Origin of the sequence: Methyloversatilis sp. XJ19-49 (assembly GCF_024580145.1) — a bacterium.
Lineage (GTDB): Bacteria > Pseudomonadota > Gammaproteobacteria > Burkholderiales > Rhodocyclaceae > Methyloversatilis.
This window is the reverse complement of record NZ_JANINI010000003.1, coordinates 271,176-296,640: the sequence shown is the minus strand read 5'-3', so window position 1 is coordinate 296,640 and position 25,465 is coordinate 271,176. Positions and strand designations below refer to the sequence as shown.

Here is a 25,465-nt window from a genome sequence, read left to right as displayed (position 1 = left end):
CGAACTGCACCCCGCCGCACGATGACATCTTCCCTGTTCGGTCCGATCCGCTTCGTGCTGGCCGCCGTGTCTGCCAGTGCGCTGTGCTTCATGTTGTCCTGTGCGCCCGCCGTCGCCGGCGACATGACGCTCGAGGCGCTGTCGGCGCGCTTTCCGCCGCCGCTGCACGTGCAGCCGAAGCTGACCGACATTCCCGCCTGGCCGATCACCAGCGAACTGGAACCGGAAGGCGGGCCGATCGGCTATGTGTTCGAGTCGATCGATCTGGCACCCATCCCGGGGTTCGAAGGCACGCCGATGAACCTGCTGGTGGCGATCGACCGCAAGGGCAACTTCATCGACGTATCGGTGCTGCGACAGCACGAACCGGTGTTCCTGAGCGGCCTGGGCGAAACGCCGCTGAACGAGTTCGTGCGCCAGTACGCCGGCAAGAACCTGCGTCAGGATTTCACCGTGTCGTCGGCCTACGGCAACACGAAGACCGGCGCTGCCGACAACCGCGTGGTGCTGGACGGCGTCACCAAGGCCACCGCGTCGGTGCGCATCGTGAATCAGACCGCACTGGCCGCCGGGCTGGCGGTGGCACGCGCCAAGCTGGGTTTCGCCGACCCCGGCACACGCGGTCCGCCCGCCGAAGTGCGCAGCGATGTCTATGAACCACTGGACTTTCCGGTGCTGGTCGAGCGCGGCCTGATCGGGCGTCTGCGCGTGACACACGCCGAGGCCGAAAAGCTGTTTGCCGGCACCGAAGGCGAAGGCGTCGACGATGACGCGCTGCGCAGCCCCGGCGACACGCTGATCGAACTTTACGTCGCCTATCTGAATGCGCCGACCGTCGGCCGGACCGTGCTCGGCGAAGCGCGCTACGCCGATCTGATGAAAAAGCTCGAACCGGGGCAGCATGCACTGTGGTTCGCCAGCACTGGCCGCGAGGCGGTGCTCGACGACAGCTTCGTGCCCGGCACCGCACCCCCGAAACTGCAGCTGACCCAGGGTGGCTATCCGGCGGAAATGCGCGATCTGGTGTTCGAGCACCCAGCACCGCCCGGCGCGCCCGCCTTCAATGCATCGGGTGTGTTCCGCGTCTATGCCGCGTCCAATCTCGACCCGGCCCAGCCGCTGCAGGTCACGCTCACGTTGACCCGCGCCAAGGGCATCATGCTGCCGCGCATCACCAACCAGACCGTTGCGCTCGACTACGCGCTGCCCGAGCGGCTGTTCATCTATCCACCGAAGCCGCTGCCGGAATGGCTGATCGCCTGGCAAGGCCGCTGGCCGGATCTGGCGCTGATCGGCGCCGCGCTCGTGCTGCTGTCGGTGGTGCTGGCGAAACCGCAGTGGATGGCGAAGGATGCCAGACGGCTGGTGCTTTTCCGCAGCGGCTTCCTGCTGTTCACGCTGGTGTTCATCGGTTGGTATGCGCAGGGCCAGCTGTCCATCGTGCAGATCACCGGCGCGATCAAGACGCTGGTCGCCGGCCAGAGCCTGAAGAGCTTCCTGTACGACCCGGTATCGCTGCTCATCATCGCCTTCACGCTGGTGACTTTCTTCATCTGGGGCCGCGGCACCTTCTGCGGCTGGCTGTGCCCGTTCGGCGCGCTGCAGGAATTCGTCGCGATGGCGGCACAGAAGCTGCGCGTGCCGCAGATCCGCCTGCCCGCGCGGCTCGCGCGGGTGCTCGACCGCGGCCGCTTCGTCATCCTGCTCGTGCTGGTGGTGGCGGCCGGCGTCGCGCCTGATCTGGCGACCGGGCTGGTCGAGGTGGAACCGTTCAAGACCGCCATCACGGTGGGATTCGACCGCACCTGGCCCTATGTCGCATGGGCCGTCGGCCTGCTGCTGGCCGGCGCATTCAGCTACAAGTTCTTCTGCCGCTATGTGTGTCCGCTCGGCGCGGCGATGGCGCTCGGTGGCAAGCTGCGCCGCTTCGACTGGCTGGCGCGGCGGGTGGAATGCGGCAAGCCTTGTCAGACCTGTCGTCACCGCTGCCAGTACGATGCGATCGAGCGCAGCGGCGAAATCCGCTACGACGACTGTTTCCAGTGCCTCGACTGCGTCGGCATCCACGCCGACGAAAAACGCTGCGCGCCGGTGCTGCTGTATGCGAGGAAGGGCCGCACGGTGAAGCCCTTTCCGCTGCCGGTCAGGGTCGAAGGCGGCGCCTGATCAGTCCCAGCGCCGGGCGGCGCTGTCGTCGGTGTCGCGCGCGTCCACCCAGCGGCTGCCGTCGGGCGTGTCTTCGCGCTTCCAGAACGGCGCGCGCGTCTTCAGGTAGTCCATGATGAATTCGCAGGCCGCGAAGGCTTCGCCGCGGTGACTGCCGGCGACGATGACCAGCACGATGCGGTCGGCCGGTTGCAACAGGCCGACGCGATGGATCACGCGCACCGCGAGAATGTCCCAGCGCGACTTCGCCTGGGCGACGATGTCTTCCAGCGCAGACTCGGTCATGCCCGGATAGTGTTCGAGCGTCATCGCGTGCACGCCCGAACCGTCGTTCATGTCGCGCACCAGACCGGTGAAGGTGGCTACGGCACCGACGTCGGTGCGGCCGGCCAGCAGCGCGTCGATTTCGGCGCCGATGTCGAAATCGGCTTCGCGGACACTTACGCTCATGCCTGCCTCCCGCTCAGCCGCCGGTGACCGGCGGAAAGAAGGCGACCTCGTCGCCGTCGGCCACCGTCGCGGCCGGATCGGCCATGCGCTGGTTGATCGCCGCACGCAGGTTCTTCATCTGCGCCAGCCTGTCCCAGTCGCCGCCCCGGCCGGCGATCAGCGCCCGCACGTCGCCCAGCGTCGTGCAGCCGCCCGGCAGCTCAAGCGTTTCGCCCGGCGTGCCGAGCGCTTCTCGCAGCGCGGCGAAATAGAGCACTTTGATGGTGGTGTGGGCCATGTTTCAGTACAGCAGCGATTCGAAGGACAGGAAAGGCACGGCATCGCCCCGGGCGATCGTGTGCCCGGCCACGATGTCGGCCAGGCCATCGCCCCACACGGTCGAGGTGAGCACGCCGGAGCTCTGATTGTCGAACAGCTCCAGCCCGCCGGCGGCAGTGCGGCGCACGCGCAGGAATTCGCGCCGGCGATCGGGTTTCGGCCAGTCGAAGTCGGCACGCACCATGAAGGGCACCGGCGTCACGTCCTTCACACCCATGCGGCGCAGGATGAACGGACGCACCAGCAGCAGGAAGGTGACGAAGCTGGACACCGGATTGCCGGGCAGACCCAGGAAGTCGGCCATGCTGCCATCGGAGCGTTTCACATGGCCGTGCGCCAGCGGCTTGCCCGGCTTCATCGCGATCTTCCAGCTGTCCAGCCCGCCTTCGGCTTCGAGCGCCGGCTTGATGTGGTCTTCTTCGCCGACACCGACGCCGCCACTCGTCAGGATGACATCGCAGGTCGCCGCCGCTTCGCGCAGCGCAGCGCGCGTGGCGTCGAGCCGGTCCGGCACGATGCCCAGATCGAGCACTTCGCAGCCCAGCGCCTCGCACAGTGCGCGCAGCAGGTAGCGGTTCGAGTTGTAGATGGCACCCGGGGGCAGCGGCTGGCCCGGCATGACCAGTTCGTCGCCGGTGGAAAAGAGTGCGACGCGCGGCCGGCGCACCACCGGCAGGTCGGCCAGCCCGACCGACGCCGCCAGCCCGACTTCCTGCGCGCGCAGCCGGCTGCCGGCCGCCAGCACCGTGTCGCCGTTGCGGATGTCTTCGCCGGCGCGGCGTATCCACGCGCCGATCTTCGGTATCTCGTCGAAGCACACGCCGGCATCGGTCGTGCGCGTGGCTTCCTGCATCACGATGGCGTCAGCACCCGCGGGCACCGGCGCGCCGGTGAAGATGCGCGCACAGGTGCGGGGCGCCAGCGGCTTACCGACGTGTCCGGCGGGAATGCGCTGGCTGACCGGCAGGCAGTCGCCGACCGATTCGAGGTCGGCCACGCGCACCGCGTAGCCATCCATGCTGCTGTTGTCGTGCGGCGGCACGGTGATTGCCGACCGCTGATCGCGTGCCAGCACACGACCGGCCGCATGGAAGGTGCTGACCGTTTCGGTGTCGCCGATCGGGCGCGCGCTCGCGAGCAAGCGCGCGAGTGCCGCGTCGAGGGTAAGCATTTCGTTCATCGGAACCCCTGGTGGCTAAGGATGAAGCCCGCGATGGCTTCCACATCATTCAGGTCGAGCCTGGGCAGCGGAAGTTCCATCGGCACATCGGTCGCGACGGCGACCACGTGCGGGTTGTCCGGATACATCAGCGGCCGGTCGTGCGACGGGCGGTGCACTTCCAGTTTCGGAATCGGCGACGCCTTGAAACCTTCCACCAGCACCAGGTCGCACGGGCTCAGCGCGGCAATCTGCTGGTCGAGAGACGGTTCTTCACGGCCACGCAGTTCGTGCATCAGCACCCAGCGGTTGTTGGACGTGAGCAGCACTTCGGTGCAGCCGGCTTCGCGCAGGCGGAAGGAATCCTTGCCCGGACGGTCGATGTCGAAGCCGGCATGGGCGTGCTTGATCAGCGATACGGTCAGCCCCTCCAGCACGAAATGCGGGATGAGCTGTTCGATCAGCGTGGTCTTGCCGGAGCCGCTGTAGCCGGCAAATCCGAAAACGTTCATGGGCTGGGCGGTGCGGTAAAACCACGATTATCGCCCAGGCGACCGCACACGCGCACGGCGGCCGCTTCGCCCGTCATGGATTGCCGGAAATGGCACAGATTGACGAGGCACTTCGCCCTTGCAGGCGAGGGCAGCTCCGACATCTGCGTCGTCGACGATGTCGCGCAGCTTTGCGGGGATGGAGCGGGGATGTTGGGCATCGCTGCGCTCACCCCAACCTACGGACTCCGCGCGCCGTTGTAGGTTGGGGTGAGCCGAAGGCGATGCCCAACACCCGCCCGCCGCACCCGGCACACGTCCCGCAGATCGGGGCGAGCGCAGCGATGCCCGACATACACCGCGTCAGGCCGCCTTCTTCACCTGCTTCTGGTACAGGAACTCGAGCAGCGCGGCGCGGTACTCGACAAAGTCGTGGTCATGCGCCAGTTTCAACCGGTCGCGCGGACGGGCCAGCTTCACTTCGAGGATTTCGCCGATGGTGGCCGCCGGGCCGTTGGTCATCATGACGATACGGTCGGACAGCAGCACCGCCTCATCGACGTCGTGCGTCACCATGACGACGGTCGCACCGGTCTTTTCCATGACACCGTTCAGCTCGTCCTGCAGGCTGGCGCGCGTCAGTGCGTCGAGCGCGCCGAAGGGCTCGTCCATCAGCAGGATCTTCGGCTCCATCGCGAAGGCGCGGGCGATGCCGACGCGCTGCTTCATGCCGCCGGAAATTTCATGCGGCAGCTTGTCCAGTGCGTGGTCCATATGCACCATTTCAAGCGCCGCCTCGGCACGCGCCTTCAGCTTGCCCTTGCCTTCCTTCCTGCCGAACACGCGCTCGACCGCCAGCAGCACGTTTTCGCGGCAGGTCAGCCAGGGCAGCAGCGAGTGATTCTGGAACACCACCGCGCGCTCCGGGCCCGGGCCGGCGATTTCGCGACCGTCGCAGAACAAGTTGCCGGACGTCGGCAGTGTGAGCCCGGCGATCAGGTTCAGCAGCGTCGACTTGCCGCAGCCGGAGTGTCCGATCAGCGTGACGAATTCGCCCTCGGCGATGGTGAGGTCGATGTCGCGCAGTGCGACGAACTTGCCCTTCTTTGTATCGAAGGACATGCCGGCGTTTTCGACCTTGACGATGACTTTGCTCATGGGAATCTCCTGGGTCCGTGATCAGCTGTTGCCGTACGAGAAGCGGCGGGCGAGCAGCAGCAGGAACTGTTCGAGCAGCAGACCGACGATGCCGATGACGAAGATTGCGATGATGATGTGCTCCACCTTCAGGTTGTTCCACTCGTCCCACACCCAGAAACCGATGCCCACGCCGCCGGTCAGCATTTCGGCAGCGACGATGACCAGCCAGGCGGTGCCGATGGACAGGCGGATGCCGGTCAGCATGTAGGGCAGCACCGATGGGAACAGGATCTTGGTGACGATCTTCCACTCGCTCAGATCAAGCACGCGCGCCACGTTCATGTAGTCCTGCGGCACGCGCTGCACGCCGACCGCGGTGTTGATGATCATCGGCCAGATGGAACAGATGAAAATGGTCCAGGTGGCGGCAGGATCGGCCTGCTTGAACACCAGCAGACCGATCGGCAGCCAGGCCAGCGGGCTGACCGGGCGCAGCAGCGAGATGATCGGGTCGAGCATGGCGTTCATGAAGGCGAAGCGGCCGATGATGAAGCCAAGCGGTATGCCCACCAGCGCGGCGAAGCCGAAGCCGATGCCGACCCGCTGCAGCGACGACAGCACGTTCCAGCCGATGCCCAGATCGTTCGGCCCATTGTTGTAGAACGGGTCGGCGAACAGCACCTTGGCCGCTTCCCACACCGGCAGCGGCCCGGGGATGCTGCCGCCGGAACCGGCCAGCAGGGCCCACACGGCAATCAGCAACACCATGCCGGCGATCGGCGGAAACACCGCCTTGAAGATGTTCAGAAGGATTTCCGACACCGGCGTGCGCGGCTCACGCGACGCTGCCGCAACGACGGGTGGCACGACCGGCGCCGCTTCGTTCGCGGCGCGCACCGGCGTGGCGGCGGCACCGGACGTCATCTGAACGACCTTGTCACTGGTAATGATTGCTGCACTCATGCTTGACTCCTTTCGGTACCTGAGGGCGCAGGGCGAACCCCGCGCCCGAACCATCACGCGGCGTTGACCTTGAAGCTGCCTGCATACTTCTGCGGTTCCTTGCCGTCCCAGGTGACACCGTCGATAAGCTTGTGCGACCGCATGTCGCTCTTGGGCAGCGGCGCGCCGGCGGCCGTCGCGGCCTGCTTGTAGATGTCGATCCGATTGATCGCCTTGGCCACGGCCAGATAGTCCGGGTCGCTTTTCAGCAGACCCCAGCGCTTGTGCTGGGTCAGGAACCACATGCCATCCGACAGGTAGGGGAAATTCACCGCGCCGTCGTTGTAGAATTTCATCGCGTTCTTGTCGTCCCAGCTCTTGCCCAGGCCGTTCGAATAGCGACCCAGCATGCGTTCCAGGATGACGTCCATGTCGGTGTTGATGTATGACTTGGTTGCCACGACTTCGGCCGTCTTGCGCCGATTGGCGAGCGAGGCGTCGATCCACTTGCCCGCTTCGAGGACGGCAGCCGTCATGGCGCGCGCAGTATTCGGGTACTTGCTGACCCAGTCGGCGGTGGTGCCGAGCACCTTTTCCGGGTGATCCGTCCAGATGTCCTGCGTCGTCACTGACGTGAAGCCGATCTTGTCGATGATGGCGCGGTTGTTCCACGGCTCGCCGACACAGAAACCGTCCATGTTGCCTACACGCATGTTGGCCACCATCTGCGGTGGCGGCACGGTGATGACCTTGACATCCTTCATCGGATTGATGTCGTGCGCGGCCAGCCAGTAATACAGCCACATGGCATGGGTGCCGGTCGGGAAGGTCTGCGCGAACGTGTAGTCGCCCGGCTTGCTGGTCAGCAGCTTCTTTAGGCTGGTGCCATCGGTGACGCCCTGGTCCTTCAGTTTGTTGGCGAGCGTAATGGCCTGGCCGTTGTTGTTCAGGCTCATCAGCACGGCCATGTCCTTCTTCGGACCGCCGATGCCCAGATGCACGCCATATACGAGGCCGTACAGCACGTGCGCCGCATCGAGTTCGCCATTGACCAGCTTGTCGCGCACCGCAGCCCACGATGCTTCCTTGGACGGGATGATCTTGATGCCGTACTTTTCGTCGAACTTCTCGACCGCCGCCATGACGACGCTGGAACAGTCGGTCAGCGGAATGAAGCCGATGCGCACTTCCTTCTTCTCGGGTGCGTCCGAGCCTGCAGCCCATGCTCCCGAACGCACGCCGGGCGGCACCATGCTCATGAGCGCTGCTCCTGCGCCGAGTGCCACGCCCTGCCTGAGGAAGCTGCGGCGCTTGTCTGCGGTTTCGATGATGCCTTGGGCCTGCGCGCTGTCTGCCTGTTTCGGATGGTCAGCCATCGTGTTCTCCGTGGGTTCATGTTTCGGTTCCAGAATGAAAAAGGGGCGTGCATCCGCAGCGGTGAAAGCCGAGCCGGATGGACGCCCCTGTCCCTGTCGGAGGCTTTCGAGCCTCGCTGGCCGCAACGTCGTTGTTGCGCCTTGAACGTCTCGTAGCACGCAGCGTGCCAGAGCACTGCGCCACATCCATCCAGCTGTTTTTCAAAGGTTTTGCATAATCCGCCCGACGACATTGCGCGCGCTGCCTCATTGGGCTGCACTTGTGCGGTGCAACAGCCTGACGCCGCGCACCACGACGAACAGCGGTAATCGGCAGGGATGCCGGCAACAGTCGAAACAAGGTGCCGCCGGCAGCGAGTGCAGCGGCGGATACAACCGGTGCAGGATCAGCCGAGCAGTCGGGCAGTGGCGAGCAGGTCTTCGGACACGGCGGCAATGGTCTTGCCGCGCTCCATCGCCAGCTTGCGCAGCGTGTGGTACGCGGCATCTTCCTCTATGCCGCGCAGCTTCATCAGCACGCCCTTGGCGCGGTCGATGGTGATGCGGTCGGACAGCTTCTGCCGCGCCTCGTCGCGCGCGCGACGCAGTTCCTGATGTTCCTCGAACTGCGCCAGGGCCACATCGATGATGGGCTTGATGCGTTTGGCTTCCAGCCCGTCGACCACATAGGCCGACACACCGGCCTTCATGGCCCGACGGATGGTCTTGCTGTCCGATTCGTTGGCGAACACGATCACCGGACGCGGCTTTTCGCGGTCCATCGCGGCCATGTGTTCCAGCGTGTCGCGCGAAGGCGAATCGGTCTGGATCAGAATGACATCGGGCTTGAGTTCTTCTACCCTGAGGTGCAGATCGTAGGCGCTCGACAGCACGGCCGCTACCTGGTAACCGGCGCAGGCAAGCCCGGCGCAGATTTCCGCTGCACGCTTGCGCGATTCATCGACCACCAGAACATTGAGGACAGCCATGGCGCAACATTCGAGATTCGGATTGAACGTGGCATGCAATCGCTGTGCCAACGCGCGGGAACTGCAGGCACGATCAGCCGTTTCGATGCACTTGCGCCGTTCGGCGCAGGTTTCATTCGAGATTGATCACCATCAGGGACACGTCGTCGTGCGCCGATGCCCCGTCCAGATGCATGTGGAGCGCGTTGCGCACCGCATCGTGGCGTTGCGTGGGCAGGGTGTCGCGCAGTACCGCTTCGAGGCGATTGTTGCCGAACGCCTCGCCGCCGGGTGACTGCGCCTCGAGCAGTCCGTCCGAACACAGCACGAGCTGGTCGCCCGGGGTCCAGCGGAAATGACGGGGCGGGACATTGACCGGATCGTCGGCATCGATGCCCAGCGGCAGGTTGGCTGACCCGAAACGCTCTTTCACCACGCCCTGCTTGTTCAGCCACAGGACGTCCGGCGTGCCGCCGACCCACAGTTCGCCGAAGCCATCTCCCAGCCTGAGCATACTGGCCGCGACAAAGCGGCCGACCGGCAGTGACGACATCAGATGACGGTTGATTTCACCCGCCATCAGGCCGAGCGACAGGTTCTTCGCCGCCATGCCGAAAAACACCTGCAGCACCGGCAGCACGCTGATCGCCGCTGCAAGTCCGTGACCGGTGGCGTCGGCCAGCAGCGTGTACAGCGCACCGGAATGCGACCGCGACACAGCCACGATGTCGCCGGAGAACTGCGTCGTGGGGGTCACCGAATAGCGCACCCGCGAGTCGGCGACCGCCTTGCCCTTTACCTGGCGATCGATGACCGCACGCGCAAACTCGATTTCCGCTTCCTGCTCGGCACGGTAATTGTTCATGTCGGCCTGCAGTGCCAGCTGACGCGCACAGGCAGCCAGCTTGGCCGCGAGGATCGCACGCCGGATCGGCTTGCTCAGGTAGTCGTCGGCGCCCGCCTCCAGACCGGCAATCATGTCTTCGTCGTCGGAACGCGCCGACAGCAGCAGGATGGGCAGCCAAATACCGGCACACAGGCGACGCAGTTCCCGCGTGGCCTGCAGGCCATCCATGCCGGGCATGACGACGTCCATCAGCACGATGTCCGGGCGCACGCTGCGAAAGGCATGCAGCGCGGCGGCGCCATCCGATGCCTCGATGCAGCGGTAGCCGAGCCGCCGCACGAGCGCGCTGACGGTCGCGCGGCCGATCAGGGTGTCATCCACCACCAGCACCGTCATCGGTCTCACGGGCTGCTGATCGACGATTGGCGCCAGGCCTTCCTCAGTGACTTGCGCACGGCTCATTGCACGTCCACCGCTGCGCTGACCACATTGCCGGATCCGCTGTATTCGAGCCGCGTGAAAGAAAGTTGGCGCGCCATCGCGATGCCCCGGCCGTTCGGATCGAAGGCGCGCTCCGGATCGAAGTCGAGATAGCGCGTGTAGTCGAAACCCCGACCTTCATCGCTGACCGTGAAGCGCACTTCCGTTGCCGAACGTTCGACCGTCAGGCGCGCCCGCTTGCCCGCGTTCTGCGGCAACAACAGGCGGCGCTCGACCTCTTCCTGCCAGCGGTCTTCCAGACGCAGGCGCGATTTTTCGGCGTAGGTGATGCCCAGATTGCCGTGTTCGACCGCATTGATCAGCAGCTCGCTCAGGCCCATCACGATGTTTTCCGGTTGCGGCGCCGCCAGCGACGCCAGCGTCGACAACTCGGTCGCCTGCTTCAGTGTGGCGAATTCGAACTCCGCGCGGGTGAGCACGCACATGGCGCGGCGCATGTCTTCGACCTGCACCTGGGATTCGCGCGTGCGACGCACTTCGTCGAGTGCCGACTTGACGATGGCGAGCAGCGCGTCCGGCTCGTACGGCTTGGTGAGGTAATAGCGCGCGCCCGCCTCGAGCCCTTCGCGCACCTGGTCCGGGGTGGCGGCGGCTGTCTGCATGATGACCGGCATACCGCGCAGGCGCGGCGTGCGCTGCACGCGGCGCAGCACCTCCATGCCGTCCAGGCGCGGCATCATGCGGTCCAGCACCAGCAGCTCGAATTCGCGCTCGGCATCCCCGAGGAGTGCCCATGCTTCGACGCCGTCGTGAGCCATGGTCAGCTCGAATCCGGGCGCGTCCAGATATTCCCGGATGATTTCGAGGTTGAACGGTTCGTCATCGACGACGAGCACCCGTACTTTCGCTGACACATTCGGCATGCAAGGCTCCGGAAGTCTGCGGCCGGAATCCCGTCAAACCTGATGGCACCCGACCTCTGGCAGTGCTAACGGCTTCTTGCGCCGAGTCTTGAACCCCGTTCAGCCGCTGAGGGCGGCCAGCGCCACCTCGGCCATCACCTGCTGCACGCGTGCATCCTCGCCCACGGCCGTCGCGAGATCGATGAGCAGCGACGGATGACGGACGCGCGCCGCATCGACCTGAGCCGGCAGGTCGCGCCGGACATGCCCGCTCTGTGCAATGAACATCGGCACCACGGCGATGCGCGTCACGCCCTCCGCAACCAACCGGTCGCAGGCCTGATCGAGCGTGGGCTCGAGGAACTCGAGAAAGGCGAGTTCGACGCGCGGCGCCGACGATGCAGCCGTCAGGCGCGCCGCCACCTCACGCAACGGGCGCGCCCATTCCGGATCGCGCGAGCCGTGTCCGAACAGTATCAAACCATGCTTCACTGCTTAATCCCTTTCAATTTATGTGCTTACGATCAAGCGCCGGTCAAGCGCCCCGGGTACACTCGTGCCATCTCATTGCGACGGGACTGTGCATGCAGGTCATGATCATCGAAGACCAGCCCCTGGTGGTGGAAGGGCTGCGCAGCGTGCTGACGGGCATGGACTGCGAGCCGGACATCCGGTGCGCCTTGCTTGCTTCCCGCGCATTGTCCATGCTGCGCAGCGGTTTGCGGCCCGATCTGGTGCTGCTGGACCTCAATCTTCCGGATGCCGGGGGTACCTCGCTGCTGACCGACCTGCGGCAGGAGTTTCCGGATGTGCCGGTGGTGGTGATTTCGGCCCAGGACGATCGCGACACCATCACGCGCGCCATCGACCAGGGCGCCATGGGTTTCATTTCCAAAAGCTCGAACACGGCGATACTGGTCAGCGCGCTGCAGCTCGTGATGAAGGGCGGCATCTATGTGCCGCATCAGGTGCTCGACAGCCACGGCGTAGACCATCCGCCACAGGCGCATATCCAGGATCTGGCCGACATCGGCATGACGCCGCGTCAGATCGAAGTGCTGACACTGATGATCGAAGGTCTGCCGAACAAGCTCATCTGCCGCGAACTGGGCATTTCCGACGGCACCTGCAAGACGCATATTTCAGCCATCCTGCGCCTGCTTGACGTACGCAACCGCACGCAGGCGGTGTTCGCACTGTCGAAAATGGGTGTGAAGCTGCCGCGACGCCCCGCTCGGGCCTGAAACCGGCGACGCCCTGAACGCAGCCGGTCAGGCGTCCGGATCATCGGCCGCATCCAGCATACCGCCGATCACCGCGTCGAGCACGACCGGGCGCACCGGTTTGGCGACCAGCGGGATGCCATGCCCTTCCAGTTGGATTTCAAGCTCGCGCGTGGCGGCCAGCCCGGTCATCACCAGCGCCGGAATGTCGTCGCCCAGCTCGCGTCGCAGCGTCAGTACGGCATTCAGTCCATCCAGTCCGTCGCCCAGCTGGTAATCGCTGATGATGAAGGCCGGCGCACCGGCCTGCCTGAGCTGACGCAGTACGAAATCGGGCGAGGTACCGGCAATCACATCGATGCCGACCGAACTGAGCAGCGACTGCAGCGACTGCAGCACCGCGGCATCGTCGTCGATCAGCGCCACCCGGCATCCGGCCAGCCGAACCAGCCCATGCAACGACTCGACAACCGGTGCCTGAACGAAGGCGCGTACCCGCGGCAACACGACGCTGAAGGTTGAACCGCGGCCGGGGCGCGAGCGCACCTTCACTTCATGCCCGAGCAAGGCACACAGCCGCTTCACGATGGTCAGCCCCAGCCCCATGCCACGCCCGCCTGCCCCCGGGTCGGCGCCGGGCAGGCGCACGAATTCTTCGAACACGTCGTCGATACGTTCGGCCGGAATGCCCTGACCGCTGTCGCGCACCTCGATGCGCAGGCGTCCGTCGTCGAGCATGCGCACGCCGGCGAACACCGTGCCGCGCGCCGTGTAGCGCAGCGCATTCGATACCAGATTGGCCAGCACCCGTTCAAGCAGCAGCGGATCGGAGCGGCACCACGCCCGCGTCGGATGCAGTTCGAAGCGCAGACCCTTCTCAGCGGCCTGCGCTTCGAAGGTGACGCGAAGGCTGTCGAACACCCGGATGAGCGGAAAGTCCGTCAGCCGCGGTTGGGTGGCACCCGATTCCAGCCGCGCAACATCGAGCAGCACGTCGCGCATGTTTTCCAGCTTCAGCGAGGAACGTTCGAGCCGCGACAGCAACCCTGCACTTTCGTCGTCGCGCAGCCGCAGCTTCAGCGTGCGGATGTCCAGACCCATGGCCATCAGCGGCTGGCTGAGGTCATGCAGCAACGCATCGACGAACTGCGTCTTGGCGCGACTGGCCTGCTCGGCCACCTCTTTCTGCTGCTGCAGCTTGGCGGTGGCGTCATGTACCCGCTCCTCCAGCCCTGCGCGCGCTGTCTGCAAGGAAACCGCCATGCGGTTGATGCCGTCTTCGAGCACCTGCAGGATGCCGCGCGCGCCGGTGCGGGCACGAACCGAAAAATCGCCCTTCTCGATGCGCTGCACGGTTTCGGCCAGGGCACGCACCGGTGCGGTGACGCCATCGGACAGGAAGCGGGCGAACAGGCCGGCCAGCAGCAGGCCACCGGCGGTGATCAGGACGGCGCTGGTGATCAGTTCGCGCCGCGCCTGCGCACTGCCGAAACGTGACACCTGAACCACCACGGTCCCGAGACGCAAGGGCCCGGATGGCTCCAGTTGATCGTCGAGCAGCAGATCCGAAGGTCCCTGCGCCGAAAACACCGGCGCGGCAAACTGGTGGAAGCGGTCGCTGCTCTGCAGGCGCTCGGTGCGGGCGAGACCGCGAGTGGCATCCACGGGCGGGGCACTGACCTGCCCTGCGCGCGCCAGCACGAGCTGGTCGCGATCGACGATGAGTACGCCATCCACGCCGCGTTCGCGCATCATCGAATCGGCCAGCGACTGCAGGATGTCGAGATTGCCGACGAAAAGCCCGTATTCGGACGCGGGCGCGAGGCTACCGGTCAGCAGCGCGGCGCGGTCGATCAGCGACTGCTCGATGTCGTCGATGCGCGTGCTGGTGAAGTGCACCGCCAGTGCGAGCGCAATGGCCACCGAGGGCAGCAGCGCGGCGACCAGTACCCGGCTGCGAAAGCCGAGGCGATCGAGTCCGAAACGACTCCGCACCCTGTGTCCCCCACACGCGCCGAGCGCGGAAATTTACCGCGTTCATGATACGCGAAGCCCTGTTGCGGGCCCGCGTTCAGTACCAGCTGGTACGCAGCGTCAGCCGCGCCTGCCGGCCGACCGCATTGAACGGGGTGCGACTGCCCTGATCATCGTTGAAGGTTTCGTAGCGGGGTCCGATGTCGGTCACCGCAAACGCGGCTTCCCACAAGGTGCCGCCGCTGCGGAATTTCTTCGCGATGCGCGCATCCAGCGTCTGATAGCTGTCGACCCGTTCGCTGCCGCTGAACCAGCGGGCGGAATTGACGCCATGCAGCGTGGCCGAGATCGACCAGTCGCGCGGCAGCGCCTCGAACCAGGTCAGCGACCAGGTCGACGACGGCACGGTGTCGCCGTAGCAGACGCGCCGCGGATCGCAGTTGGCATCAGAGCGGATGCGCGGAATCGCCTGGGAAAACCAGATTTCGCGCCCGTTGCCGCGATATCGATATTGATATTCCATTCCCTGTATGGTGACGGCGTCGCCGTCGATGAAAGTCACGCCGGTCTCGAGATAGTCACTGTCGCTGTATCGCGTTTCGGTGATCAAGTGGTTGAAGCGCTCGTGGAAAATCCGCACGTCAAGTGTGGACGCGCCGAACTGTCCTACATAACCGAATTCGACCGAATCCAGGCGTTCCGGCTGCAGCGAAGGGGTGCCGACGAAGGTGCGCCGCGAACGTCCCTGTTTGAATCCGTCCGCCAGCAGCGGCCCTGCCACCGGGTCGAGCGCGGTCAGCGCTGCCGCCACTTCCGGGAAGATGAAGCGGGAATCACCCCGGGTTTCGATCAGAGCCGGATGGCGGTAGGCACGACTGACCCCCGCCTTCAGGGCATGGCTGGGCGTCGCATGCCAGGTCGCGAACAGGCGTGGTGAAGCCTGCGGGCTGCGATCGCGGAAACGCTCGATCATGTTGCCGGCATTCAGGGTCCAGCGTTCGTTCGGCCGCCATTCGACATTCGCCGACACGCGCACGAAACCGTCGGATTCACGGCCGGTCAGGAAGAACATGCGCTTCGACTTCAACTCCTCGTGGCGCAGTTCGGCGCCCCAGGCCACCCGCCAGTCCGGCGCCGGAACGAAGCTGTGCTGGAAATCGATGTTCTGCCGGGTGGCCGACCGGTTGTAGTCGATGGGCAAGGGCAGCGGACCGATGGAGAAAAAAGGGAAGCCGGCATCGATCAGCCCCTGATTGACCACGTCGGCCGCTTCGCCGAACCACTCCTCGCGCCCACGGTCCTCGTTGCGGTAGTAACTGACCGACCATTCGTTGTCGGTCGACACCAGCCGCCGGAAGCGCAGGTGCATGAAGCGGTTGTCGGTGAGCGATTCGCGGAATCCGTTCTCGTTCGCGCCGTTGCCGGTCACGCCGTATGGATAACCCAGCTCGCGGCGCCCCTTGTTCTGCCCGGCCGTCAGGCTGATTTCGTCCGAGCTGTTCAGCGTCAGGTCGGCGCGGAAGGTCATCGAATTCAGCCGCGCGTCGTCATGGCGATCATCGAAACCGGCGTCGCCCATGGTGCGGGCGTTGAGCGCCATGCTCAGCGGTCCGAAACTGTGCCGCAGACGCATCGACGCATCGGCCACATCTCGATTGCCGCGGCTGACCGAAATGCTCGAGCGCGGTCCGTCCTGGCTGCTGCGCGTGACGATATTGACCACGCCCGCCACGGCATTCGACCCATAGGTGGTGGCATTCGAGCCACGGACGACTTCGATCCGCTCGATCTCCTCCATCGTCAGCGGCAGAGCGTCCCAGTCGACGTAACCGAAAAGATAGGGCGAATAGACCGAACGACCGTCGATCAGCACCTGCATGCGGTTCGGATTCAGCGAACCCAGGCCGTGATAGAACACCGCCGGCGAGTGCCCGGTGTCGCTCATTACGTTCATGCCGGGCACCAGGCGCAGCACCTGGGTCAGACGGCGATAGCCGAGACGTTCGATGTCCTCGCGCGTGATCAGCGTGACCGCACCCGGCGCATCGTCGATGCGCTGCGGCATGCGGGTCATCGACAGCACGACCGGCAGATCATCGAGGTGCGGCGCCTCGGGCTCGTCGGCCGCCGCCGCAGGCTGCGCAGTCAGGACTACGCCGCAGACCAGCGGCACAACCTGCCAGCGCGTGCAGAACCGCCTCAATTGCAGGCGCTCCGCGGTAACGGACATGACATCAATGCGCATCGGAGGCGATTCGAATGACTCAATTCAGAATGACTCCAAATGACCACCACGGGCTCGCGAGGTGGCAGAAAGCGGTGATTATCTGTCAAAGCGCCCCTTTGGCGCATGCCCTGCTCCGCCGCTTACCCCACGATCAGCAGATGCACCCGGTACGGTCCGTGGGCGCCAAGCACGATGGTCTGTTCGATGTCGGCCGTGCGCGACGGTCCGGACACGAAGTTGACGGCACGCGGCCAGGGGTCGAGCGTATCGCGCGCGACGGCAAATGCGGCTTCCATGTCGGCCACGATGTGTTCGCGCGGCACCACCGCGATGTGCGTCTCGGGCAGCAGGCTGTTGACCGCCGGTGACTGCGCACCGGAGCACAGCATCAGCGTGCCGGTCTCGGCGATGGCACGAAAGCAGCCGGTGATGCCGACCGGGTCGTCACCGGCTGCCGCACCGATGCGCACGTCCAGACCGCTTGCCGCCCAGTCCAGCCCGGCCAGCGCCGGGGACACGACCACCTGACGCCCGAGCCCCTGCGATGCCAGCCAGCTGGCACAGCGCGCAGGCACATCGGCCGGCGCGGCACAATCGTCCACGGTGGAAATCAGCGCTTTCGCCCGCTCGATGAAGCGCGCAGCCAGGTCGCCGTCGTACGACGGTCGCGGCCCGGCCTGCGACGCGGAGATCACCTGCTCGACACGCTCGCGCGCCGCCGGGGTGCCGACCGGCTCGCGCCCGATGCGCTGGCGCAGACGGCCGAGGATGTCGTCGCGCGCGCTGCTCATCGCCCTGCCCTGCGCTGGCGCGCCGCATACTGGTCGCGGAAGCTCTGCACGGCCGGTGCCGGAAAGTCGCGCTCGGCGGTCCAGCCCGGGGCGACGCCCATGGCCTGGATGCGGTCACGCCCATCGGCCAGCCAGCGCAGATAGCGCACGGCAAGACGCACGCCCCGCGCATACAGTGCCGGACGCTGTGCCACCCAGGCCCACAGACGCATCGACAGCCGCTCGCTCCACGGTCGCAGGCCGGCCTCGACCTGCTTTTGGCGCAGCTTGCGCATCAGGTCGGGCAGCGGAATCGACACCGGACACACCACGCCGCACTGGTTGCACAGCGTGGCCGCCTGCGGCAGATCCTTCGCCTTCTCGAGCCCCTGATAGAGCGGCGTCAGCACCGACCCCATCGGTCCGGGATAGACCCAGCCGTAGGAATGACCGCCGATGGTCTGATAAACCGGACAGTGATTCATGCAGGCGCCGCAGCGTATGCAGCGCAGCATGGCTTCGAAGTCGCCGCCGATCAGATCGGCGCGACCGCCGTCAACGAGCACGAAATACATGTGCTCCGGCCCGTCGGCATCGCCCTCGTGCTTCGGACCGGTCAGCAGCGACACATAGTTCGAGATCGCCTGTCCGGTGGCCGAGCGCGGCAGGATGCGCAGCAGCGTCGCCAGGTCGTCCAGCGTCGGAATAACCTTTTCGATGCCGGTCAGCGCGACGTGCACGCGCGGCATCGTGGTGCACATCCGGCCGTTGCCTTCGTTGGTGACGATGGCGACCGATCCCGTTTCCGCAATCAGGAAGTTGCCGCCGGAGATCCCCATTTCGGCGCCCAGAAACTCGGGCCGCAGCTTTTCGCGCGCCTCGCGCGTCAGTTCGACGATGTCGGTCTTCGCCGCCGTGCCGTGCACGCGCGCGAACAGTTCGGACACCTGCTCCTTCGACTTGTGGATCACCGGCATGATGATGTGCGACGGTGGTTCGTTGTCGTTGATCTGCAGGATGTATTCGCCAAGGTCGGTCTCCACCGGACGGATGCCGGCGGCTTCGAGTGCGGCGTTCAGTCCGGCTTCTTCCGACACCATGGATTTGGCCTTGACGACGGTTTTCACGTCGTGCCGGCGCGCAATGTCGATCACCAGCCGGCAGGCCTCGTCGCCGTCGCGCGCCCACAGCACGGTGGCGCCGCGGCGCGTGGCTTCCGCCTCGAAGCGTTCCAGCCAGACGTCGAGATCGCGCAGCACCGACGCCCGGATGTCGGTGGCTCGGGCGCGCACCGCATCGAAGTCGTCCAGACTCGACAGCGAGGCCAGCCGCGCCGCGGCGTTGCGGCCGCGCGTGCGCTGCAGGTTGCGCTGCAGTTCGGTATCGTCGAGCCGCTGGCGCACGCGCGACACGAAATGCATGGAGCGGATTTCCATCGCCGCCTCAGTCCGGGTCGAGCCGGCCGGCCAGCAGCTCGGCGATGTGGATCACCTGCGTGCCCTCATCACCGATGCGGCGCAGCCGACCTTCGATATTCATCATGCAGCCCAGATCGCCGAGCGCCACGGTGCCGGCGCCGGAGGCGCGGATGTTGTCGCACTTGCGCTGCGCGATGGCACCGGAAATATCCGGGTACTTGACCGAAAACAGGCCACCGAAGCCGCAGCACTCCTCGCATTCGCTCAACGGGCGCTGCTCGACGCCGGGCATTCGGTCGAGCAGCGCGCGCGGCTGACGCTTGACGCCCAGCTCGCGCAGGCCGGCGCAGCTGTCGTGATAGGCAACGGTACCGGCGAAGTCGCCCGGCACCTCGGTCACACCCGCCACGTCGGCCAGGAACTGCGTCAGTTCGAAGGTCTTTGCGGCCAGCGCCTCGGCACGGATGCGCCAGGCATCGTCGTCATCGAACAGGTGGGGATAGTGCGTGCGGATCATGCCGGCACAGGAACCGGACGGCGCGACGATGCAGGGGAAACGTTCGAATTCGGCGATCAGCCTCTGCGCCAGCGCGCGCGCGCTGCGCGCGTCGCCCGCGTTGTGTCCGGGCTGTCCGCAGCAGGTCTGGGTGTCGGGCACGACCGGCGTGTAACCGGCCGCCTCGATCAACTTCAGTGCCGCGAACGCGATCGACGGGCGCATCAGATCCACCAGGCAGGTGACGAACAGGCCGACTTCGCCACAGCTGCCGTGAGGTGGCTTACTCATGGGTTTCAGCCCGCGCCGGCACCCTGTAGCGCCAGATGTTCGACCCAGCGGCGGATGCGGTTGGCGTCACCGATACGGGTCAGACGACCCCACGAGTCGAGCAGCACGATGACCACAGGCTTCTGGTTCAACCAGGCCTGCATGACCAGGCACTTGCCCGCTTCGTTGGTGAAACCGGTCTTCTGGAGCGCGATTTCCCAATCGGAACTCGATACCAGCGCATTGGTGTTGTTGAAATGCAGCGTCTTGCCCTTGACCGCGAACGAACCGTCGCGAGTGGTCGAGAACTCGCGAATCAGCGGATAGGTGGACGAGGCAGCGACCATCTTCGCCAGATCGCGCGCCGACGACACATTGTGCGGGTCGAGGCCGGTACTGTCGAAGAAGCGCGTATCGGCCAGACCCAGCTCGATCGCTTTCTCGTTCATGGCGGCAATGAAAGCACGCTCACCGCCCGGGTAGTGGCGCGACAACGCTGACGCCGCGCGATTTTCCGACGACATCAGCGCCAGGTGGAGCATTTCCTCGCGCGTCAGGCGCGTGCCGATCGCCAGACGCGAGCGCGTGCCCTTGAGCTGGTCAATGTCCTCTTCCGACACGACCAGCACTTCGTCGAGCGCCGGTCGCGCGTCCAGCGCGACCATGGCCGTCATCAACTTGGTGATCGAGGCGATCGGCACCACGGCGTCCGAATTGCGTTCGAACAGCACTTCACCTGAAATCTGGTCCTGCACCAGCACGGATGCGGATTTGACGTTCGGCAGGCCGAGCGCGTCGAAATCCGGCTCATGCGGCGCGCGCGGCGCGGCAGCGACCGACTTGCGGGAGGATTTCTTGATGCTGGCCTGCTTGATTCGCTTCGACTGCGCCGCCTTTGCGACTTTTTTCTTCGAGGAGGACTGTGCGGCGGAGGTTTTGCCAGCGGCTTCGGAGGGGGGTGCGACGCCCAGACCCAGCGCGACTGCGGTACAGCTGACCATCAGGTATTTCAGAAGCATGCGTGGGACCCCTGGTGGCGATTCGATTGAGTGAAGAGTCTACCCGTCGAAGTCAATTTTTCAAACGAAAATAAGGCCATGGAAAGCATTCTTATGGCAGTTTCGCGATTGTGACGAAAGTATTCACGGCGCAATCACGGCCGGCTTGAGGCCGAGGAAGTTCACCACATCGTCCGCGCGCGCCATCGTGTCGCGATAGCCGAGATCGATCAGTGCCCGGGTATAGGGCTTTTCGAACAGCAGATAGCTGGCCAGACCGCCACCGGCTCGCTTGGTGCCACCGATGCCGCCCAACAACGTACGGATGCCGAACGGCAGGGCATCGACATGGCGCGCTGCGATATCGTCCAGCCGCTCCGAGGGCGCGATCACCAGGGTTTCGATCGGTCGCAGCGGCAAGCCCATCTCGGCCATCAAATGATCCGGTACGCGGCCGAGAATGTCATTCACGCGCTGCAGCTGTTCGATATCGATCATCAGCTGATCGAGGAAGATGCTGGCCAGCGCATGGCCCGCCACCTGGGCCAGCGAGGGGTAGATGTCGCCCCGGCGGCGCTGGTCCTTCTCGTTCATGCGGCTGACGCCGATGATGAAGATGCGTTCGGCGCCCAGATGCACTGCCGGACTGATCGGTGCGAGCTGGCGCATCGAACCGTCACCGAAATATTCGCGATTGATCTTGGTGGCGGGAAAGATGAACGGCAAAGCGCTGGACGCCAGCAGGTGTTCGACCTTCAGCGGCGTACGCGAGGCGGCGCGCTGCATCCGCTTCCACGGTTCGATGTGCTCGCCGCCTTCGAAAAAGGCCACGCTGTCGCCCGAGGTGTAGCCCGAAGCGGTGACCGACAGGGCGTACAGCGCACCCCGGTCGATGGCCCGCTGGATGCGGCTGAAATCGAGTCTGTCGGTCAGCAGTTCGCGCAGAGGCGTGTTGTCGAGCAGCGACTTGGGGTAACGATCGACCGCCCAGCCGAACATCAGGGCCATCAGCCAGCGCATCCCGGTGCGCGCCAGACCGAAATTGTCGGCGCGATAGACCTGTCCGGCGTGGAAGTTGCGCCAGATGTACAGCAGGTTATCGACCGCGTCGCCGAAGTCCTCGCTGTAGACGCCCAGCGACACGGCATTGATGGCGCCGGCCGACGTACCGCACAGGATGGGAAAGGGGTTGATGCGCGTGTCGGGCAGCAGGTCGCGCACCGCCGACAGGACGCCGACCTGATAGGCGGCGCGCGCGCCACCCCCGGACAACACCAGCGCCGTCCTCGCTTGCTGCACCAAGCCTCCCCTTCTGGCCGCGCATGCCGGTGCCAGCCGGCATGCGTGCGTCAGTGCCCTGCGCGGGTCTTCAGCGTATCTGCCCCGCCTCGACCACGGTCAGTGCTGTCATGTTCACGATGCGCCGCACGGTGGCGGTCGGCGTGAGGATGTGCACCGGACGCTTGGCACCGAGCAGTATCGGGCCGATCGTCATGCCCTCGCCGGCGGCGGTCTTCAGCAGGTTGTACGAAATGTTCGCCGCATCCAGCGTCGGGAAGATAAGCAGATTCGCTTCGTCCCGCAATCTGGAATTGGGGAAGATGCGGGTACGGATGTCGATGTCGAGCGCCGCGTCGCCGTGCATTTCGCCTTCGACTTCCAGGTGCGGGTGATCGGCGTGCAGCATTTCCAGCGCACGGCGCATCTTGTCGGCTGTCGGCGTGTTGTCGGACCCGAAGTTGGAATGCGACAACAGCGCAATCCTCGGCTCGATGCCGAAACGGCGCGCTTCCTCTGCAGCCAGCACGGTCATCTCGACCACCTGCGCAGCCGTCGGGTCGTAATTGACATAGGTATCGCACAGCATGACGGTGCGACCCGGCAGGTTCAGCAGATTCATTGCATAGAAGCTGCTCAGGCCGTCCTTGAGGCCCAGCACATTGCGCACGAACTGAAGGTGGCGCGTGAAGTGGCCGAAAGTGCCGCAGATCAGACCGTCGGCGTAACCCAGCCGGGTCAGCAGCGCGCCGATCAGCGTGGTGCGGCGGCGCGCTTCGAGCTTGGCGTAGTCGACCGAGATGCCCTTGCGCTCGGTCAGGCTGTGATACAGCGTCCACAACTCCTTGTAACGTGGGTCGTTGTCCGGCGTGACCAGTTCGAAATCGACCTCGGGCCGCAGCCGCAGCCCCAGCTTCTGGATGCGTGACAGCACGACGTCACGGCGGCCGATCAGGATCGGTCGCGCCATGCCTTCGTCCACCACGTTGCGTACCGCGCTCAGCACGCGTTCGTCCTCGCCTTCGGCGTAGATGATGCGCTTCGGGTTGCGCTTGGCTTCGGCAAACACCGGCTTCATGACGAGACCGGATATCCACACCAGGTTGTTCAACTGCTGGCGATAGGCTTCGAAATCCTCGATCGGACGCGTCGCCACGCCGGAATCCATCGCGGCTTGCGCCACGGCCGGCGCGATCTTCACGATGAGGCGCGGGTCGAACGGCTTCGGAATGAGGTACTCCGGCCCGAATGACAGGGGTTGCTCGCCGTAGGCGGCACGCACGATTTCGCTCTGCTCGACCTGCGCCAGTTCGGCGATGGCCAGCACCGCGGCCAGCTTCATTTCCTCCGTGATCGTGGTCGCGCCGACATCAAGCGCACCGCGGAAGATGAAGGGGAAGCACAGCACGTTGTTGACCTGGTTCGGATAGTCCGAACGTCCGGTCGCGATCACTGCATCGCTGCGCACCGACTTCACCTCTTCCGGAAGGATTTCCGGCGTCGGGTTGGCCAGCGCGAAAATCAGCGGGCGCGGTCCCATGCGCATCACCATGTCGGCCTTGAGCACACCACCGGCGGACAGGCCCAGAAACACGTCGGCATCGCCGATCACGTCGCCCAGCGTGCGCGCGTCGGTCACCTTGGCATAACGCGCCTTCAGCGGCTCCATGTCTTCCTTGCGGCCTTCGTACACCACGCCCTTGATGTCGGTCACCCAGATGTTCTCGACCGGCATGCCGAGCAGCACCAGCAGGTCGAGGCAGGCCAGTGCGGCAGCGCCGGCACCGGACGTCACCAGTTTGACTTCGCGGATGTCCTTGCCGACCGCCTTGAGGCCGTTGAGTATTGCTGCACCAACCACGATGGCGGTGCCGTGCTGGTCGTCGTGGAAGACCGGAATCTTCATCCGCTCGCGCAGCTTGCGCTCGATGTAGAAGCACTCCGGCGCCTTGATGTCTTCAAGGTTGATGCCGCCGAAGGTCGGTTCCATGCTGGCGATGATGTCGACCAGCTTGTCCGGATCGCGCTCGTCGAGTTCGATGTCGAACACATCGATGTTGGCAAATTTCTTGAACAGCACCGCCTTGCCTTCCATCACCGGCTTGGCGGCGAGTGGACCGATCGGGCCGAGACCCAGAACCGCCGTGCCGTTGGTGATGACGCCGATGAGGTTGCCGCGCGCCGTGAGCGAACTCACTTCAAGCGGGTTGGCGACGATTTCCTCGCACGCCGCGGCAACGCCAGGCGAGTAGGCGAGCGAAAGGTCCTGCTGGTTGGTCAGCGCCTTGGTCGGTACGACGGAAATCTTGCCCGGACCGGGCTTGCGGTGGTAATCCAGCGCGGCAGCGCGAATATGTTCGTCCATGATGAACAGCAAATCCTCCGATCGAGTGATACGACACGGCGGCCACGACCCACCTGGTGAGTGAGCATGGTGCAGTGCGAAAACTCCGGATTTTAGCTGTTCGGCGCGCGCCGCGGGCTGTGGTTTACCGTTGTCTGTCGCTTATCGGACACCGGGCTCGCGCCCGGGCAGGCGGACGCCTCAGATGGCGGCCTGTGCCGTCTGCATCGGCGGCGCGAAAAGACCCTGCAGGCGGCGGTACTCGTTGAGCACCTTGTTCGAATACACCAGATCCGGATCCTCGATCGATCCGACATAGCGCTGCAGACCGCCTTCGACCGATCCCGCCGAGCGGATGTACTCGCGCAGCACCTGCGCGCCGACGTGGATGCTGATGCGCGGTTCGAGCAGTGTTGCATCGGGGCCATGCAGCGCAAGCTTCTCGGGGTGGAAGCGCGGGATGACCTGGGTCAGTCCCTGCGCACCCCACACGCTCTCGGCAGTGGGATTGAATGCCGACTCGACGGAGATCAGCGCCACCAGCAGCAGCGGATCGATCCGGTATTGCGTGGCGGCAGAATAGATGTGCGGGATGTACTGCTCGACCGCGGCACGCGCCACGCGATGGCGGCGCGAAACCTGGTCGATCAGCGCCTTCTGCTGCACGGACAGCTTTTGCCCCGACGCCGGTGCTTCGTCACGCGTCATGATGAAGTCGAGCGATGACGGCGCGTTTCCGCTGGCCGGCTCGATGGCGTTGATCAACGAGAACTCGGGCAGCGACGGCATGATCTGCGGTGTCAGCCCTGCTTCCGATACGCGCAGTCCGATGAATACGCTGACCATCACACCGACTGCCAGCAGACCGCCATGGGCGAAGTGAACGACGATGGCGAAAACGCCCTTGAAAACCGGATACAGCTTGTTCATGCAGCACTCCTTTCGAACGTCCGCGCGTCGCCTCAAAAGGAGGTACGACGGATGTCTGAGGGATCCTTGTCAGGGATCGTTGCCGTGACGCGCGTCGGACACGCGTACAGGGGCTTTTCGATCGCATGATTCGCGGCATGGGGATATGCCGGAACATCTGGACAGTCTGATCAGCGCAATGCGCTGTCGGACCACGTTGAAACAGCGGATGACGTTGTCGTGATGGACACTCATCCGGAGGGGCGACCAAGCAACCCGGCCGCGATAGTGCTGATTCAGCGGAGTTTCGTCAAGTAAAGCTTCGTAAAGCGAAATGTCGGCGGGCGCCGGCGCATGACGTTCAATCAGGGAAGGACGG

General features: G+C 65.1%; 22 protein-coding genes. 2 read left to right on the top strand and 20 right to left on the bottom strand.

Going from position 1 to position 25,465, the window contains the following annotated elements; all coding sequences use genetic code 11:
- Positions 1–21: 21 nt before the first annotated feature.
- The gene (locus NMQ16_RS05900) at positions 22–2,166 is read left to right on the top strand and encodes a 4Fe-4S binding protein (protein WP_257079580.1); all 2,145 of its coding nucleotides are present in this window, start codon (positions 22–24) and stop codon (positions 2,164–2,166) included.
- Here the strand turns inward: NMQ16_RS05900 and moaE are convergent, their stop codons facing one another.
- The 11 genes from moaE to NMQ16_RS05845 all read right to left on the bottom strand — a co-directional run bounded on the left by moaE (position 2,167) and on the right by NMQ16_RS05845 (position 11,671).
- The gene (gene moaE / locus NMQ16_RS05895) at positions 2,167–2,616 is read right to left on the bottom strand and encodes a molybdopterin synthase catalytic subunit MoaE (RefSeq protein ID WP_257079579.1); all 450 of its coding nucleotides are present in this window, start codon (positions 2,614–2,616) and stop codon (positions 2,167–2,169) included. It lies immediately after the preceding gene.
- A gap of 13 nt (positions 2,617–2,629) precedes the next feature.
- Positions 2,630–2,893: a molybdopterin converting factor subunit 1 gene (gene moaD, locus NMQ16_RS05890; protein ID WP_257079578.1), complete on the bottom strand. Its 264-nt coding sequence runs from the start codon at positions 2,891–2,893 to the stop codon at positions 2,630–2,632.
- A gap of 3 nt (positions 2,894–2,896) precedes the next feature.
- Positions 2,897–4,114 (bottom strand): gephyrin-like molybdotransferase Glp, encoded by a 1,218-nt coding sequence (gene glp, locus NMQ16_RS05885; protein WP_257079577.1) that lies wholly within the window; start codon positions 4,112–4,114, stop codon positions 2,897–2,899.
- On the bottom strand, positions 4,111–4,605 hold the full coding sequence (gene mobB / locus NMQ16_RS05880) for a molybdopterin-guanine dinucleotide biosynthesis protein B (RefSeq protein WP_257079576.1): 495 nt from the start codon (positions 4,603–4,605) through the stop codon (positions 4,111–4,113). The genes glp and mobB overlap by 4 nt, the downstream gene beginning before the upstream one ends.
- Positions 4,606–4,947: 342 nt before the next feature.
- Positions 4,948–5,742, bottom strand: a complete 795-nt coding sequence (locus NMQ16_RS05875) for an ABC transporter ATP-binding protein (RefSeq protein ID WP_257079575.1) — start codon at positions 5,740–5,742, stop codon at positions 4,948–4,950.
- A gap of 21 nt (positions 5,743–5,763) precedes the next feature.
- Positions 5,764–6,687, bottom strand: coding sequence for a nitrate ABC transporter permease (gene ntrB / locus NMQ16_RS05870; RefSeq protein ID WP_257079574.1), 924 nt, complete (start codon positions 6,685–6,687; stop codon positions 5,764–5,766).
- A gap of 53 nt (positions 6,688–6,740) precedes the next feature.
- Positions 6,741–8,042 (bottom strand): CmpA/NrtA family ABC transporter substrate-binding protein, encoded by a 1,302-nt coding sequence (locus tag NMQ16_RS05865; protein WP_257079573.1) that lies wholly within the window; start codon positions 8,040–8,042, stop codon positions 6,741–6,743.
- A gap of 386 nt (positions 8,043–8,428) precedes the next feature.
- Positions 8,429–9,010: an ANTAR domain-containing response regulator gene (locus NMQ16_RS05860; RefSeq protein WP_069038026.1), complete on the bottom strand. Its 582-nt coding sequence runs from the start codon at positions 9,008–9,010 to the stop codon at positions 8,429–8,431.
- Between the two features lie 112 nt (positions 9,011–9,122).
- The gene (locus NMQ16_RS05855; protein WP_257079635.1) at positions 9,123–10,232 is read right to left on the bottom strand and encodes a SpoIIE family protein phosphatase; all 1,110 of its coding nucleotides are present in this window, start codon (positions 10,230–10,232) and stop codon (positions 9,123–9,125) included.
- Positions 10,233–10,294: 62 nt separating this feature from the next.
- Positions 10,295–11,200 carry a response regulator gene (locus tag NMQ16_RS05850; RefSeq protein ID WP_257079572.1) on the bottom strand — a complete coding sequence of 302 codons (906 nt, stop codon included), beginning with the start codon at positions 11,198–11,200 and terminating at the stop codon, positions 10,295–10,297.
- Between the two features lie 99 nt (positions 11,201–11,299).
- Positions 11,300–11,671 (bottom strand): CbiX/SirB N-terminal domain-containing protein, encoded by a 372-nt coding sequence (locus tag NMQ16_RS05845; protein ID WP_257079571.1) that lies wholly within the window; start codon positions 11,669–11,671, stop codon positions 11,300–11,302.
- A gap of 92 nt (positions 11,672–11,763) precedes the next feature.
- Between NMQ16_RS05845 and NMQ16_RS05840 the strand changes: the two genes are divergently transcribed.
- Positions 11,764–12,423, top strand: a complete 660-nt coding sequence (locus NMQ16_RS05840) for a response regulator transcription factor (RefSeq protein ID WP_257079570.1) — start codon at positions 11,764–11,766, stop codon at positions 12,421–12,423.
- Positions 12,424–12,450: 27 nt separating this feature from the next.
- Here the strand turns inward: NMQ16_RS05840 and NMQ16_RS05835 are convergent, their stop codons facing one another.
- The 9 genes from NMQ16_RS05835 to NMQ16_RS05795 form a co-directional block, all read right to left on the bottom strand.
- Complete coding sequence (locus NMQ16_RS05835) at positions 12,451–14,397, bottom strand: ATP-binding protein (RefSeq protein WP_257079569.1); 1,947 nt, start codon at positions 14,395–14,397, stop codon at positions 12,451–12,453.
- A 76-nt stretch (positions 14,398–14,473) separates the two neighbouring features.
- Positions 14,474–16,606, bottom strand: coding sequence for a TonB-dependent siderophore receptor (locus NMQ16_RS05830; RefSeq protein WP_257079568.1), 2,133 nt, complete (start codon positions 16,604–16,606; stop codon positions 14,474–14,476).
- A 137-nt stretch (positions 16,607–16,743) separates the two neighbouring features.
- Positions 16,744–17,394 carry a lactate utilization protein C gene (locus tag NMQ16_RS05825; protein WP_257079567.1) on the bottom strand — a complete coding sequence of 217 codons (651 nt, stop codon included), beginning with the start codon at positions 17,392–17,394 and terminating at the stop codon, positions 16,744–16,746.
- Positions 17,391–18,809, bottom strand: a complete 1,419-nt coding sequence (locus tag NMQ16_RS05820; RefSeq protein ID WP_257079566.1) for a LutB/LldF family L-lactate oxidation iron-sulfur protein — start codon at positions 18,807–18,809, stop codon at positions 17,391–17,393. Before NMQ16_RS05820 ends, NMQ16_RS05825 begins: the two co-directional genes overlap by 4 nt.
- Before the next feature lie 7 nt (positions 18,810–18,816).
- A complete protein-coding gene (locus NMQ16_RS05815; protein ID WP_257079565.1) occupies positions 18,817–19,578 on the bottom strand; it encodes a (Fe-S)-binding protein in 762 nt (253 codons plus the stop codon).
- Between the two features lie 5 nt (positions 19,579–19,583).
- Entirely contained in the window at positions 19,584–20,576 is a 993-nt protein-coding gene (gene pbpG, locus NMQ16_RS05810; RefSeq protein ID WP_257079564.1) for a D-alanyl-D-alanine endopeptidase, read from the bottom strand.
- Positions 20,577–20,699: 123 nt separating this feature from the next.
- Positions 20,700–21,827 (bottom strand): patatin-like phospholipase family protein, encoded by a 1,128-nt coding sequence (locus NMQ16_RS05805; protein WP_257079634.1) that lies wholly within the window; start codon positions 21,825–21,827, stop codon positions 20,700–20,702.
- A 97-nt stretch (positions 21,828–21,924) separates the two neighbouring features.
- Entirely contained in the window at positions 21,925–24,198 is a 2,274-nt protein-coding gene (locus NMQ16_RS05800) for an NADP-dependent malic enzyme (protein WP_257079563.1), read from the bottom strand.
- A 180-nt stretch (positions 24,199–24,378) separates the two neighbouring features.
- Positions 24,379–25,107, bottom strand: a complete 729-nt coding sequence (locus tag NMQ16_RS05795; protein ID WP_257079562.1) for a transglycosylase SLT domain-containing protein — start codon at positions 25,105–25,107, stop codon at positions 24,379–24,381.
- Positions 25,108–25,465 lie beyond the last annotated feature (358 nt).